The organism is Psychrobacter sp. Pi2-51 (assembly GCF_904846665.1).
GTDB classification, from domain to species: Bacteria; Pseudomonadota; Gammaproteobacteria; order Pseudomonadales; family Moraxellaceae; genus Psychrobacter; species Psychrobacter glaciei.
The window spans coordinates 116,276-131,102 of record NZ_CAJHBP010000007.1; the positions used below are offsets into that span (position 1 = coordinate 116,276).

The following is a 14,827-nucleotide window of genomic DNA, read 5'->3' on the forward strand; positions in this document are numbered from 1 at the left end:
CTTTGTTTTGTGGTGCTTAGCAAGCTTTGAAGCAATATTTGAGACCGTGTGGTGACCATTATAACAGACGCTGACAACTGTACAGAAAGCTATTGGGTAGACCATAGCACATGCGACAGTTTTAAGGTAATACAGCCAGCTTCTGAGCCAAAAATACAAAAAAGCAGAGCGCAACCCGTGGGTTATACTCTGCTTTTAGTAAGCGATAAAACGCTACTTAAGAGTGAATGGCCAGCAATACACGATTAGCGACGTGATTTTTGATACAGCGGCATCACTTTAGGCATCAATGCTTGCAATTGGCTAATGCGATTGCTACTGGTTGGGTGAGTACTTAAGAACTGTGGTGGCTCACCTTGGCTGGCGCGCTGCATTTTTTGCCATAAGCTGATAGCCGCTTGAGGATTGTAGCCTGCGCGTGCCATTAGCTCGAGACCGATTTGGTCGGCTTCAGCTTCTTGGGTGCGACTGTGTGGACGACTCAAACCTAAGTCCCCAGCAACGTTCGCTAGATCAGCCTGACCTTGTGATAGACCAAAGATACTTGCTGCAACACCGATACCGGTCTGAGTAGCATACTCGCGTGAGAGACGCTCACGTGAGTGCTCACGCAGGGCATGAGACATCTCGTGACCCATAATCGCGGCAATTTCATCATCCGTGAGGTTTAAGCGATCAATAATGCCCGAGTAAAACATAATTTTGCCACCCGGCATAACAAAGGCGTTTAGCTCGTTGGATTTAATGGTATGTACTTCCCATTTCCAATTAGCTGCATCAGGGCGATATACGCCTACTTGACCGATGAGGCGGTTAGAGATATTTTTTAAACGATTGAGCTGAGCTTTATTGGTGTCGAGCACACCGCGTTTGCTTGCTTCTTGCAAGTTTTTATTATAGCTTTGCGCTGATAGCTGCTGTACTTGCTCGCTAGAGACCAAGAGTAGCTGTTGACGATCGACGCCGACCGCGCCACTGTTGGTGGTGCTGGTGCAGCCAGTTAAAGTAAGTGCCGACAATGACGCGGCCATCACGGTGGTGGTAAGCAATTTTCTCATAATAAACATCCTCGCTGTAAATGATAAAAAGTAAAGTTAAACAAAGTTAGTAATAGCGGAGTAGGCCGGTAACCGCAGAGCTGATAGAAAGGCAGTTTATTATTGAAGTTTTACTACCGTCTACCAATCTACTTAATCACTAAAATTTTACCTGAATGGTAACAAGCCATAAGTATAATAATGTTAACAGCCTAAAACCAAGGCAGAAAAAGTAACAATACAGCGTATGATTGTAAGTGGAATCAATATTAACGAGAATAGCGTAACTTTTATTCCTCTATCGTCATAAAGCAGTACGACGTTGCACTACTAATAATGGTTAGTTAATAGGCATATTCAGAATTGATGAAAGAGTCAGGAATAATAGAAGAGATTTTCCTATTACTTTATAAAATAGTTTTAAACGCTACAATGACTGTATTGATTGCAATATCAATCATTTATGATAAATATGCTCTCGAATAAAAATTAAAAGTGGCAATGCTGGTGAAAAATATGAAAAAACCTGTTGACACACGCAGGATATTTGCTAGAATAGCCAGCCTATCGAGACGTAGTAGTTAACAAGTTGTTAGCGATATTGCGAATTGATTTAAGCGGGAATAGCTCAGTGGTAGAGCATAACCTTGCCAAGGTTGGGGTCGAGAGTTCGAATCTCTTTTCCCGCTCCAAATATGGCTCGTTTAGAGCACTAAAGCCTCACTTCATTGTGGGGCTTTTTTTATGGGCGAAATTTGAGAATGCTATTATTGAATACACCAAACCATGAGCACACCAAACCATCTTAAAAAAGAAGAGGCTGGGCAATCCATCATCGACTGGAAAGACGGTCATAGGCGTTTTGGTGAGGTTGATTCTAAACTAGAATGCTTATTTGCCCGAGAACTGCCTAACAGCTTTAAAAATTTTATTGTGTAATAAAACTGTCATAATGTATTTAATTATTAAGTTTTTATTACAAAAATAAGTGTGAGTTTAGTCCGTTTTTTCTTATAATAAATCACATTGAAAAATTAAAAGTTTTGAAGGGGTTGATGAGCCATGTTTATTGAAACTCTATGCTCATTATATTAAATACATACTAATAATTTGGAGCACTATCCTATGTCAAATACGTCGAATACGTCAGATCTACAAACATTGCAGCAATTGGCTGAAAAACGTCGTTCTATTTATGCATTGAATGATCAGTTACCAGTTGCAAAAGAAGAGGTGGTTAAATTGGTTGAGCATGCTATTTTGCATACGCCATCATCATTTAACTCGCAATCGACGCGCATTGTCGTGTTGTTTGGTGACGATCATCAAAAGCTTTGGGATATGATCGAAGAAGCATTACGTGGTATCGTTGGTGACGAAGAGAAGTTTACGCCAACCAAGCAAAAAATCGACGGCTTTAAGGCAGGCGCAGGTACGATTTTATTCTTTGAAGATCAAAAAGTAGTGAGAGCCTTACAAGAAGGAGCGCCATTATATGCCGACAAATTCCCTGTTTGGGCAGAGCACACCAGTGCTATGCATCAGTATGTAATCTGGACAGGGCTTGCTAGCATTAATGTTGGCGCTAACTTACAGCATTACAATCCAGTGATTGACCATAAAGTTGCGAGCACTTGGAGTATTGATGCTGATTGGGATCTGACTGCACAAATGGTATTCGGTGGTATCGAGCAGCCAGCAGGCGATAAAGAGTTCATGCCTGTTGAAGAGCGCATGAAAGTATTTGGTTAAACCATTGCGTTTATCTATTATAGTCAGAGCACTTTTAAACTGCTACGGTGTTACCCATCCTAGATGTACTCAGTGTACTATCTGCGGTCGGTCGCCTTGTAGCGATTCTAAAATTCCTTGACTATATTTAGCGAGATGAACATAAAAAAGCGCCGTCCAGCAATGTTGTTGGACGGCGCTTTTTTTATTTCAAAGTATAAGTCAGTCGTTGTATAAATAATTGAATGCGCTAAATGATGACACGCCCTAGTTACGTCGCATAAGACTGTTGGCGACCCAAGCTGGACCAATTAATAAAAACTGTAAGTCTTTAAGAAATGACGGTTTTTTGCCTTCGACTTTATGACCAATAAACTGGGCAATCCAAGCAACCACAAAAACAGCTGCCCAAACCTTGAAACTTAAAGGTAATAAGGTCATCACTGATAGACAAATGAGAATAAAAATCCCCATTGCCAAAAATAATGGCGTCGAGAGTTTCATATAGAATAAGAGTACTAAGGCACTAAGCACCAAAGTAAACCAGACCGACAGTGACATACCCATTCCTAATAGACTAACAAAAATAGTGGGGACGCACAGCCAATGGATTTTTTTGTTGATTAGGTTTTGATGACTGACCGAATACTCACTGAGCCATTGCTCAAGAGTACGCTTAGACATCTTTTGTTGACGATTGCGAGACATACTAACCTCCGTGTTAGTAAATGAATGACTGGTAGTAGCTCAATGCGTGAGTCTACTGACGACTACCAGTTGTAGCACTAATTTGTGCAATCTACCATATTATCTGGTAAACCGCACAGTCAAAATAGATTATGCCAACGATGCCAAATGGGTTCATTTTGAGCCAATATGTTTTATGCGGATAGTTGCTCGCTGCGATACCATTCATATAGGCCAACGAAAGAATTTACTTGGTAAACCATGGTCTGAATAGCAAAAATATAATTGCCCGACATGAGATTTACGATCAGCCAAACAAAATTGACGATAATCCATAACCACCAGCTAAAAGAATAACGCAGAATCATCGCGGCTTGCGCAGTAATAGATAATACAAAAGCAATAACGTTAATCCAAAAGAAGGAGATGAAACCTAAAAATAGACTGCTATCGTCTTCTACGACCGCGTAGCCGTAGTTGGCCAATAAGTCGTTGACGGTGGGGAAGAGTACCAAGCCGATAACAATAAATACGGCGGTAATTAACCAAACCGCTTTGCTAGCAGACTTCGGTATCATATCGCCATCAGGGTCAGTGTGCTTTGACCAATAAAAAATACCGTAGACATGGGTAAAAAAGTTAAATAACGGTGCCAGCATCAAGCCGACTGCGCCGGAAGTGGCTTGTACCACCACTTCGCCAGCGGTAGCGCCCATCCCAAAGCCATTGCCCATGACGTTTTTTCGGAATGACAGCGACACCACGCATATCAGACCGATAAATGAGACAGCCAAATAAAACCAATCAAGCGTGGTGTGGTCTGTGGTGAGCCAAAAACCTGCTGATAACGCAATAACGCCACAAATGAACCAGGTTATGATCCATTGCAGCGCCCATTTTCCAGTAATATTGTCTAATAGCTGAATGCGCATAACTGTTTTTTCCTAAAATGAATATGGCTATCAAGAAGGTGCTGATAAAAGACACTGACAGCCGCAATATTATTATAAATTCATGAATTTTGGGTATGTTTTTTATTCTAAGAGTTTTTACCATAAACATACTGATCGATAAGCAGTAACGCTTGCTGGTAGCGTGCATCGTAATCAGGCTGATCAACCATGTGCGGCTTAATATCATGACGGGCAAAGATGTCGACTAGGCGCTGCTCAAAGCGTCCACGCGCCTCAGGCGTACCTAATGAGCGCATACCGTCATCCACCCACGGCGTATTATTGTCCAGCATAATTGTATGGTCTACGCGAAACTCATCAATACAAGCAGCGACAAAAGGATGCGTGCGACCCTCATATTCTTCACAGAATGCTTGAGTGGTCACAAAGTCAGTATCAATAATAGTGACCGGTGCGGTCGCTCTAGCTGCTGCTTCTCGTATCGCCTGAGCATGATGGAGCGCAATGGGTGCATAATCACTGTATTGTAGCCCGATCTCGCTCCCACCCAAATCCGTGCCGACATACAGTCGTCCCATCTCTAATGCAAAGCTAGCGCCATAGTAGTTGGCAAGCTTGTGCACCAGTGTCGTCTTACCTGAGCTTTCACCGCCAACGATGGCAACGGTCTTGGTATAGTCCCCACGTGCTTGTGGATGCAGCGCTGACCAGTGCGCTACGGGGTCAAGAGCGATGGAATAAGAATCAAACTCAGGCTGTAGCGGGGTAGTGACGACTGGCATCGATAACTGCTCATAAACATCGCTCTGAGCCAATGGATGGTTTTCTGCGACAAACAATACTGCCTCTGCGGGCAAGTTGAGCGCTTCTGTCAAACGTTGTAATTTGGCATTACTGGCGGCAATATCGATTGTCACATCAACGAAGCCATCATGTAGAGGCAGCTCAATCTCATGAGTGGTATGAATACGAACAAAAGGCAAGTCTGCACAAGCCATCTGCAACCAACGCGCTTTGTCTTGTAAGGTGATACTAAAATCGGCATGCGGTGATGGGTGTGCCATGATGACGATATGCAAGGTCTTTGCTTGTCCTGCCGCTGCCAATATGCTGCGCATCTGCCCCAAATGCAGAGGCTCAAAATGCCCAATCATTAAACCCGTCTCGTACATAGCTATCCTTATCTGTATCCACATTATGTTGAACCGACTATATAAAGGTTTGTTCAGACTTACAGGTAGGTTATTGTAAACAGCCGTTTTATGCTCAGAAAAATACCGTAAATCTACCAAATTTACTTTGTATAACTTAATATTTCCCTCGCTTTTATGGGCATGTTAACCATTTGTCATAATTTATTGGAATATCAAAAGGTTAGAGTCACTGTAGTAAAGCCGTAAGGTTGTAGAAATAAACTGCGCTCTGAAACATTTTGAAATATCTATTTAAAATCAGGGGTTTACGAGGCCTTATGACAGGTTAGGGCAAGTTTAGGTAGCATAAACTCACAAAGTACGTCTACATACTCAACAGATTAACTTCTAAACATTGCTATAATTATTCATAAGTTGAGAACGCTAAGCATTTTTAAGAATAAACGTCTTTAATGGTAAATATTTTTAATAGTAGGTGTTTTCAATAGTAGGCATTTATATACAATCAAAAATAAGTAAAAGATAAACTATATTAGAGAGGTATTTGATTTGGCTAAATTAGCAAAATTACATCGCTCACAGAACAATCGCATGATAGCAGGTGTGATGGGCGGCATTGCAGAGTATGTCGGCTGGTCACCTACTTGGGTAAGAGTGTTATTTGTAATTATTTCATCATTGAGTGCGGCAGTACCAGGCATCCTAATCTATATCATTTTATGGATAATCATGCCCAAAGCAACAAATGAATCGTATCAATAAGCCAGTTCTAAGATCTAAAGCTATCCTTTGAAAGTTTAACTAAAAAATAAAAAGCCTGATCAATCAGGATACCAAAGACATACTTTTCCTCCTGCCCAAATGTTCACGCATTTGGGTATTTTTTTGTCATTTATGCTTTCGTCGACGAAGCTTTTACTGCTCAATGAGCAAACACGCATCATTTTTAGGGTGTCTCTTTGATTGCTTGATAAATTTAGTTGATGTAAATATAGATAAAATAGTCATTTTTTAGTAAGGTGAGCAGACAAATAGAGTCGTTGCCGAGTAGGCTGTACGAGTGCTATCAACGTTTTGTTCAACAGACCCTAATACTAATTCCACAGTGGCTTTATTATGATGCCCCAAACTATGACAACTCAAACTATGACAACTGAAGCGAAAAACTCTCAACCGATGACTTTTCAGGATCTAATCCTAACCTTGCAGAACTATTGGGCTGACAAGGGCTGTGTGATATTGCAGCCTTATGATATGGAAGTTGGCGCAGGTACTTTTCATACGGCGACATTTTTGCGTTCGTTAGGTCCTGAGCGCTGGAATGCCGCTTATGTGCAGCCGTCACGTCGTCCTACTGATGGACGCTATGGCGATAACCCGAATCGTTTGCAACATTACTATCAATTCCAAGTAGTGTTGAAGCCGAATCCACCTAATATCCAAGAGCTATATTTAGACTCGCTAAGAGCTATTGGTATCGATCCGTTGGTGCATGATGTACGTTTCGTTGAAGACAACTGGGAGTCACCAACGCTAGGTGCGTGGGGACTTGGTTGGGAGATTTGGCTAAACGGTATGGAAGTGACGCAGTTTACTTACTTCCAGCAAGTAGGCGGTCTCGAATGTTTCCCAGTCACTGGCGAGATTACTTATGGTCTTGAGCGCTTGGCGATGTATGTACAAGGCGTCGATAGCGTATACGACTTGGTTTGGGCAGATGGTGAGTTTGGTCGTGTCACTTATGGCGATGTCTTTCATCAAAATGAAGTTGAGCAGTCTACCTATAACTTTGAGCACGCCGATGTGCCGATGATGGGTCAGATGTTTGATTTTTATGAGCAGCAAGCGGATAAGCTAGTTGCCGAGGGTTTGCCACTACCAGCCTATGAGATGGTGTTAAAAGCCTCACATGCCTTTAACTTACTTGATGCTCGCGGTGCTATTTCAGTGACTGAGCGTCAGCGTTTTATCCTACGTGTGCGTACGCTTGCTCGTAAGGTTGCTATTGGTTATGTTGAAGCACGTGCCAAGTTAGGCTTTCCATTAGCAGACGAGGAACATCGTCAGGCAGCGCTCGATAAGTATTTGCCAAAAGAAGAAGCCACTGAAAACACAGATAATAACCAAACTACTAATAATAAATAGGAGCATCCCATGAGTACTATTCTATTTGAATTGGGGTGTGAAGAACTGCCTCCAAAAAGCCTAAAACCTCTACGTGACGCGCTACAAGCAAGTGTCACTGAACAGTTGACTGAAGCAGGTATCAGCTTCGATAGTATCAAAGCCTTTGCCGCGCCGCGCCGTTTAGCGCTTCAAATTCAGGGTATTGGCGATAAGCAGCCAGATCGCAGCGAGCAAAAACGTGGTCCAGCGATTAAAGCAGCATTCGATGCAGAGGGCAATCCAACACGTGCAGCGATGGGCTTTGCCAAAGGCTTGGGTATTGAGGCCAGTGAGCTGATAACGATTAACACCGATAAAGGTGATTATATCGGTTATGAGCAAACCATTCAGGGCCAAGCAACGACTGAATTGCTGCCCGCTATTTTCCAAACAGCGCTTGATAACTTACCTATTGCTAAGCGTATGCGCTCAGGCGCTAGCCGTAATGAGTTCGTGCGTCCAGTACAATGGGCAGTATTGATGCAAGATAATGCTGTCATTGATGCGACCATCCAAGGTCATCAGACCGGCACTCAAACCCGTGGTCATCGCTTCCACAGCCCTGACTACCATAACATTGGTCATGCCAATGACTATGAAGAATTACTAGGTGGTTTAAAAGTATTTGCTGATTTTGATAAGCGTCAAATGCTGATTAAAAATCAAGTCAAAGCATTGGCAGATGAAGTTAACTCTGATGCCATTGTGCCGCAAGCGTTGCTAGACGAAGTGACGGCGTTGGTTGATTTTCCGATTGCCTTACGAGCAAGCTTTGAAGCGCGCTTCTTACAAGTGCCACAAGAAGCGCTTATTTCTACCATGCAAGCGGATCAAAAGTATTTTTGCCTGACAGATAAAACTGGCAAGTTGCAGCCTTACTTTATTTTTATTACCAATATTGAGTCAAAAGACCCGAACCAAATTATTGAAGGTAATGAAAAAGTCGTGCGTCCACGTTTGGCTGATGCAGAGTTTTTCTTCTTACAAGACCAAAAGCAGCCATTATTTGCGCTAACAGAAAGCCTAAAAACTCGCGTCTTCCAAGACAAGCTGGGTACGATTTGGGAGAAGTCTGAGCGTATTGCCAAGCTTGCTGCATTTATCGCCGCCTTGATGCAACAACAAGGTAGTGAGATTAGTATCGATGAAACGGTACGTGCTGGTATTTTGTCCAAAGCGGATTTGGCAAGCTCATTGGTTGGTGAGTATCCTGAATTGCAAGGTATCGCAGGTACGTATTATGCGCGTTTGAATAACGAGCCAGAAGCGGTCGCGGCCAGTTTAGAAGAGCAATATCTGCCGAAATTCAGCGGTGATGTATTGCCTCAGACGCCGATTGGTATTTGCTTAGCATTGGCGGATCGTTTGGATACGCTCGTCGGTATTTTTGCGATTGACCAAGCACCAACGGGTTCAAAAGATCCGTTTAGCTTACGTCGCTCAGCCATTGGTATTTTGCGTATTTTGATTGAGAAGCAGCTACCGATTAACTTGGTAGCGCTGGTTGAGCAAGCGATTAAGAACTACACTACGGAAGAAGGCAGCAAGATTGCCAAAATGGGTGATACGTTTACCCAAGTAATGGCATTCCTAAACTCGCGCTATCGGGCGATGTATACCGAGCAGGGTGTTAGCGTCGATACGATTCAAGCGGTGCAAGCGATTAACCCGCATATGCCGCTTGATTTTGATCAGCGTATCCGTGCAGTGCAAGCATTTAGCGAGCTGTCACAAGCGTCGATGTTGGCTGACTCAAACAAACGTGTCGCCAATATATTGGCCAAATCAGAGGTAAGCGTCGCTGATAATGTTGATGAAGCGTTGTTGTCTGAACCTGCTGAGCAAAGTCTATATGCGAGTGTGCAGCAAGCACAAACAGCGGTGCAACCATTGCTTGAGCAGGCTGACTATACGCAAGTATTGCAAACGCTAGCCAGTTTAGACGAGCCGTTGACGCAATTCTTTGACAATGTCATGGTCAACAGTGAAGATACTGCACTAAAGAACAATCGCTTAGCGTTGCTTAAGCAAGTGCGAGCTTTATTCTTAACCGTGGCTGATATTAGTGAGCTGCAGCTGTAATTTTACTGAAACCTGATTGTTGGTTTCGATGCAAAAAAACTGGCTTAACGTGGCCAGTTTTTTTGTTGTAGCACTGCAATCAGTGAGTACGATTATCTAATGAGCAATTCAGTGAAATCAATAATTGAACGGTAAAGGTATTGTATTGTCACTATTATTGACGGTAAAATTTATACTATTAAGACGTAGTGAATAATCATTGGCTGAGCCATTTTAATCATTTCTCACGTTTACCCCTCATTCAAGGAGCAATGCTGTGTTCGCTGCTATTATGATGATAATTATTATCTGGATTGTGATGTGGGGCTTTTACAAGTTTATGTACCCGCGCGCACCCAGAAGCATGATGCCAAAAGATGGTGATGTGACCACACTGCGTCACTGCAACTTCTGTGGTAACAGTTTGGCTGAGTACCGCGGTGTTCTAGAGACCAAGCCGAGCTTGGTGGCAAGTAGCGATGGCAATACTGACGCTGATATTAAAGGCAGTCAGGAGTTATTCTTTTGCAACTATGAACATCAAGCGGATTTTCATGCTGGAAGAACTTATAATCCTAATGCATAAGTAAGTAATTCGGCTGTGGATTAGACGTAAAAAAGCGCTTGGCTCACCAGAGCTAAGCGCTTATCTATTCAACAGATCCGTGTTTACTTATAAGATAGAGTGTGCATCCTTCATGATTTTATTGAGTAATGCTTCGGATTGCTTATCTCCTTGAACACGATCTTCATCACTTCTTTGATGCGCATGAATTTTCTCGTATAAATTCAGACAACACAGTACCAGTAAGCTCTCTTGGCTCAGGCTCGGCGCGTCGCGTTTTAGGTCGAGCGCATAGTTATTGATATAAGAGACGGCTGAATGTAGTTCTTCTTGCTCGTGTACTGGGCAATAGATGGGATAGGTGACCCCAGCAATTGCAATATCTACTTTTTTAATCTGCGGCTCAGGAGTGCTATTCGTTTTAGGTGCAGGTTTAGCAGCGACGCTCTGTGGAGCCGAATTATTTGGGGCTGAAGCATTTGGCACGGCTTTTTGGGATTTAAGGCCGTTGGTTGGCCGTTGATTGTTTTGTGATTGATTGTTTGGCGCTTGCTTATCTAAAGGGATAGTCTGGTCATCAGTCATGATAAATCCTACAATATATGTCATTAAAGTGAGTGATATAAGAGCTTACACGTGTGAGTCTGTTGGCTTAATCAATGCTGTATTTTTAATAATTAAGGTACTTGATAACCTTGATAACTAAGGTACTTGGTAAACATGGCTTTTATCGATAAAAATGCTATTTGAAGACAGTGATATTCGTCAATTATGTCCTCGTGCTGCTATTTATGAACCTTCTGCTTGGTCGATACGGGTTAAGCGTTTTAACACCACTTGCGTACGCTCAGCGGCCAGTTGATTCTTCTTTTGCAAGTCATTATTTTGCTGTTTGATATCGCTATACTGTTGCTTTAATTCATTATTATGCTGTAGCAGCTCGCTGTTTTCTTGTTGTAATTGGCTGATTTGCTTTTGCAATTTATCTTGCTCTTCACCGATCATATGGTGCGCTTCTGCCAGATTTTGATAGCGGTTATCGAGGTCGTTCAGCTTCTTTTTGGCACCATCGCGCTCTGTATAACTGCTATCGAGCTTGGCCTGGAGTGTGGTAAGTTCTTTTGGATCGGTAGCGGGGTGTTTTTTGAGGCTGCTAAGTTCAGCACTGACAAGCTGATACTGTTTTTTGATGTCGAGTATCATTTTTTCTAATATTCTAAGTTGATCATACATAGTCAGTTTTTATCCTTAACAAGTAAGCGTGAATGAATTTTTTTCTCTGCGTTTAATAATGCCATAGGTGACCGCATAATATCTATATCAACAAAGTAATTGTATGCCGCTTTGTTTCATAACTTCTATTAGCCGCCGCCTCGTTAATGATATCGCGCGGTGTCTGTTTCTATTTAATACTACTAATCAATCACTAGGACATCTATTATGAATGATAATATCTCTGGCTGGAATACATGGCTGACTGCATTTGATGATTGGACTGACGTGTCTATCAGTGAGGTACACGGCTTGATGACAGGGCTGATGACCGCCTGCGATGCACCTGATGAAAAGGTATGGGCGAAGGTGTTTGAAGAGCTGAGCTTCGCCGCTTTACCAGAGCCTGCATTGACTTTGTTGACAGAAGAAGCTGAAGATATAGTGTTCCAGCTCAAAGACAAAGACGATGCCTACTCTTATACGCCATTAGTCCCAGATGATGAACATGATTTATACGAGCGCGTGATGGCACTGAAACAGTGGGCAAATGGCTTTATGACGGGTTTTGGCATTACTGATTGCCGTCTGAGTAGCGAAGAAAACGAGATGCTGTCGGATTTGGCTAAAATCGGTGGGATTCGATTAGAAGACGATGAAGACTTTGAAGGTGGTGAAGAGTCTTACCTGCATGTTTATGAATTTGCGCGTATGGTACCAGTGAGCTTTGCCACTCGCCAACGTAAGCCCGTCAAAGACATCGCCTTGATTTCTGGACTTGCCATTGATGCCAAAACCACCAAAGAGTTGCAAGCAGAAGGTAAGGTATCAAAACCAATGCCGCCAGTTGTTGATATTATGAACCAACACAATCCCTCATAATACGAGTATCACGTATCATAATAAGGATGTTTTATGACTATACAGAGTAGTAACGATGATGCCAGTCAAGTATTGACTGATGCTAATTATCCCACCCAAAGTATCGATTGGCTAACGCGCTTAATTGGCTTTGATACGGTCAGTCGTCACTCTAATTTAGCTTTGATTGAAGACGTAAAAGCTTACTGCGAGCAATTGGGTTTGAGCGTCGATTTGACCTTTAATGAAGCCAAAAATAAGGCCAACTTATTCGTCACTGTGCCAGCAGGGGCAAATGCTGACGACGTCAATCATGGTCTCGTGCTATCTGGTCATACCGATGTGGTGCCAGTCGACGGTCAAGACTGGACGTCTGAGCCTTTCACAGCAACCATTCGTGGTGACAAGCTTTATGGTCGCGGCGCTTGTGATATGAAAGGCTTTATCGCTTGTGCGCTGACGATGTTGCCACAAGCGGTAAAACTATCTAATGCAGGCCAGCTGCGTCGCCCATTGCATTTGGCATTATCATTCGACGAAGAGATTGGCTGTCTAGGCGCGCCACTGATATTGGCAGATTTAAAGGCGCGCGGTATTACGCCTGATTATTGTATCGTTGGTGAGCCAACTAATATGGCTATGGTGGTGGCACATAAAGGTATTGCGGTTTATCGTTGCCGTGTGCATGGTAAGTCAGCGCATTCTTCATTGATTGCACAAGGGGTCAATGCCATTAGCTATGCCAGCCAATTGGTGGGCTATGTCGATACGCTTGCCGAAGAGCTAAGTGCTCGTAACGGTGCTCTTGAAGATGGGGATGAGGTATTCACTGTGCCTTATTCAACGTTGTCAGTAGGTACCATCCATGGTGGTACGGCCACCAATATCGTGCCCAATCTGTGCGAGTTTACCTTTGATTATCGTAATCTGCCGCATATGACGCAAGACGATGTACTGGAACCTATTCAAGCCAAGATTGCGGAATTAAATGCGCAGATGCAAGCCCGCGCGCCAGAGACTGGCATTGAGCTGATGCAAGAAGAAAGCGTACCGGCAATGACTGATAATGATAGTGCTGAACTACAATCATTGATTGCTGCATTGACAGGGGATGATGAGCGTCATAAAGTGGCTTACGCGACTGAAGGCGGTCAATTTACCAATGCAGGTATTCCAACAATCATCTGTGGACCTGGTAGTATTGAACAAGCTCATAAGGCGGATGAATACGTTGAACTTAACGAAATTGTACGTTGTGATGGGTTTTTGCAGAAGCTGTTAACTAGTTGTGCGGTTAATTAGTAGATTGAGAAGCAAGTGATTGTTTTTTCATCTAACTTTTTATCTAAGTTGGCATAAAACACACCGTCTATATGGCGGTGTTTATTTTTTGCCTCTTTTTCATGTTTCAAGTTTATTTCAAATAAAAGAGTAGGGGTTGGTTGATGTCTTGGCACCTGTTTGCGGTATTTTTTGCGAGTACGTTTTTTATCTCAGCGACCCCAGGTCCCAATATGCTGCTAGCATTCCAGTATGGTATGAACTACGGCGTGAAGCGCACATTGTGGACGCTGGCAGGTTTAAGCCTTGGGTTGTTTGTGCTACTGCTTTCCACATTGCTTGGCTTGGATGTGATCAGTCGCCAGTCACCTTGGCTGCTGACGATCATTAAAGCCGTTGGCGCGGCATACTTGATTTATCTGGGTATTAGCTCATGGCGTGATGCTGGCAATGGTAGCTTAATGAGTGATGCTCGTGAAATGAGCGAAGAAGTCGCGGCTGACTATCCTTCTTCTGATAGTGAAGATACAGTTGGTACACCGCAGCCGCGCTCACTCTCGAGTGCTGCTGCTAAAGCTGCCCCAAGTAATATGACTTTGTTTCGTACTGGCGTTTGGGTATCGTTGTCCAATCCAAAAGCCATTTTGTTCTTTGCTGCCTTTTTTCCTAAATTTATCAATTTCAGTGCGCCATTATGGCCGCAATATATCTTATTGACCATCGGCTTGTTTTTGAGTGAGACAATTTGGCAGATCATTTATACGTTGGGTGGTAAGAAGCTGGCAAGTTGGCTAGATGTGGGTAATCGCTTGGCTTGGCTCAATCGTGGTTGCGGGGTGATATTTATCATCATTGCTGCTGCTTTATTGGCTGAAGTTATAAATAGTTTTATGGTTTAAAGATTTCTGAGTTCTGTGTTTAAAATAAGGCTTTCAATAAAATATAATTTTTTCTATAAAGTAAGATTAATTATTGACTTTATTTTTTAAATCGTTATTATTAGCACTATTGACTTATTAGCTTCTATGTAAGCGATAAATCATTCCAATAAACCTGCTACTATTGTCTACAATAATTAGCCACAACCTATGGAGGAATCATCGTGTCCTATTTAACTACCAAGACGTTTTTAAAGATTGAATGTGTAAACCATATGAC

The 14,827-nt window shown here is 42.7% G+C and carries 15 protein-coding genes and 1 tRNA gene; 10 read left to right on the top strand and 6 right to left on the bottom strand.

Annotation, left to right across the window (positions count from 1 at the left end):
• Positions 1-245: 245 nt before the first annotated feature.
• A complete protein-coding gene (locus JMY08_RS05705; RefSeq protein ID WP_201592113.1) occupies positions 246-1,058 on the bottom strand; it encodes a M48 family metallopeptidase in 813 nt (270 codons plus the stop codon).
• Between the two features lie 596 nt (positions 1,059-1,654).
• Here JMY08_RS05705 and JMY08_RS05710 point away from each other — a divergent pair.
• The 3 genes from JMY08_RS05710 (at position 1,655) to JMY08_RS05720 (ending at position 2,789) form a co-directional block, all read left to right on the top strand.
• Positions 1,655-1,729 (top strand) — tRNA-Gly (locus JMY08_RS05710).
• 94 nt (positions 1,730-1,823) lie between these two features.
• Complete coding sequence (locus JMY08_RS05715; RefSeq protein ID WP_201592115.1) at positions 1,824-1,976, top strand: hypothetical protein; 153 nt, start codon at positions 1,824-1,826, stop codon at positions 1,974-1,976.
• Between the two features lie 186 nt (positions 1,977-2,162).
• Complete coding sequence (locus JMY08_RS05720; protein ID WP_201592118.1) at positions 2,163-2,789, top strand: nitroreductase family protein; 627 nt, start codon at positions 2,163-2,165, stop codon at positions 2,787-2,789.
• Between the two features lie 246 nt (positions 2,790-3,035).
• On the opposite strand, the gene JMY08_RS05725 is transcribed toward JMY08_RS05720, so the two are convergent.
• From JMY08_RS05725 to nadR, 3 genes are all read right to left on the bottom strand, one after another.
• Positions 3,036-3,476 carry a DUF962 domain-containing protein gene (locus JMY08_RS05725; protein ID WP_010201522.1) on the bottom strand — a complete coding sequence of 147 codons (441 nt, stop codon included), beginning with the start codon at positions 3,474-3,476 and terminating at the stop codon, positions 3,036-3,038.
• Positions 3,477-3,649: 173 nt separating this feature from the next.
• On the bottom strand, positions 3,650-4,387 hold the full coding sequence (pnuC, locus tag JMY08_RS05730; RefSeq protein WP_201592121.1) for a nicotinamide riboside transporter PnuC: 738 nt from the start codon (positions 4,385-4,387) through the stop codon (positions 3,650-3,652).
• Positions 4,388-4,494: 107 nt separating this feature from the next.
• Positions 4,495-5,565: a multifunctional transcriptional regulator/nicotinamide-nucleotide adenylyltransferase/ribosylnicotinamide kinase NadR gene (gene nadR / locus JMY08_RS05735; protein ID WP_201592124.1), complete on the bottom strand. Its 1,071-nt coding sequence runs from the start codon at positions 5,563-5,565 to the stop codon at positions 4,495-4,497.
• Positions 5,566-6,072: 507 nt separating this feature from the next.
• Between nadR and JMY08_RS05740 the strand changes: the two genes are divergently transcribed.
• The 4 genes from JMY08_RS05740 (at position 6,073) to JMY08_RS05755 (ending at position 10,336) form a co-directional block, all read left to right on the top strand.
• Positions 6,073-6,285 (top strand): PspC domain-containing protein, encoded by a 213-nt coding sequence (locus tag JMY08_RS05740; RefSeq protein WP_010201518.1) that lies wholly within the window; start codon positions 6,073-6,075, stop codon positions 6,283-6,285.
• A gap of 414 nt (positions 6,286-6,699) precedes the next feature.
• Positions 6,700-7,668 (top strand): glycine--tRNA ligase subunit alpha, encoded by a 969-nt coding sequence (gene glyQ / locus JMY08_RS05745; protein ID WP_201592198.1) that lies wholly within the window; start codon positions 6,700-6,702, stop codon positions 7,666-7,668.
• A 9-nt stretch (positions 7,669-7,677) separates the two neighbouring features.
• Positions 7,678-9,771 carry a glycine--tRNA ligase subunit beta gene (gene glyS, locus JMY08_RS05750; RefSeq protein WP_201592126.1) on the top strand — a complete coding sequence of 698 codons (2,094 nt, stop codon included), beginning with the start codon at positions 7,678-7,680 and terminating at the stop codon, positions 9,769-9,771.
• A 298-nt stretch (positions 9,772-10,069) separates the two neighbouring features.
• A complete protein-coding gene (locus JMY08_RS05755) occupies positions 10,070-10,336 on the top strand; it encodes a hypothetical protein (protein WP_201592201.1) in 267 nt (88 codons plus the stop codon).
• An 87-nt stretch (positions 10,337-10,423) separates the two neighbouring features.
• On the opposite strand, the gene zapA is transcribed toward JMY08_RS05755, so the two are convergent.
• Positions 10,424-10,900: a cell division protein ZapA gene (zapA, locus tag JMY08_RS05760; RefSeq protein WP_201592128.1), complete on the bottom strand. Its 477-nt coding sequence runs from the start codon at positions 10,898-10,900 to the stop codon at positions 10,424-10,426.
• Positions 10,901-11,104: 204 nt separating this feature from the next.
• Positions 11,105-11,548, bottom strand: coding sequence for a hypothetical protein (locus JMY08_RS05765; RefSeq protein ID WP_189585515.1), 444 nt, complete (start codon positions 11,546-11,548; stop codon positions 11,105-11,107).
• A 207-nt stretch (positions 11,549-11,755) separates the two neighbouring features.
• Between JMY08_RS05765 and JMY08_RS05770 the strand changes: the two genes are divergently transcribed.
• The 3 genes from JMY08_RS05770 (at position 11,756) to JMY08_RS05780 (ending at position 14,568) form a co-directional block, all read left to right on the top strand.
• Positions 11,756-12,409 (top strand): UPF0149 family protein, encoded by a 654-nt coding sequence (locus JMY08_RS05770; RefSeq protein ID WP_189585512.1) that lies wholly within the window; start codon positions 11,756-11,758, stop codon positions 12,407-12,409.
• Positions 12,410-12,442: 33 nt separating this feature from the next.
• Positions 12,443-13,690: an acetylornithine deacetylase gene (gene argE / locus JMY08_RS05775; RefSeq protein ID WP_201592130.1), complete on the top strand. Its 1,248-nt coding sequence runs from the start codon at positions 12,443-12,445 to the stop codon at positions 13,688-13,690.
• Between the two features lie 143 nt (positions 13,691-13,833).
• On the top strand, positions 13,834-14,568 hold the full coding sequence (locus tag JMY08_RS05780) for a LysE family translocator (protein ID WP_201592132.1): 735 nt from the start codon (positions 13,834-13,836) through the stop codon (positions 14,566-14,568).
• Positions 14,569-14,827 lie beyond the last annotated feature (259 nt).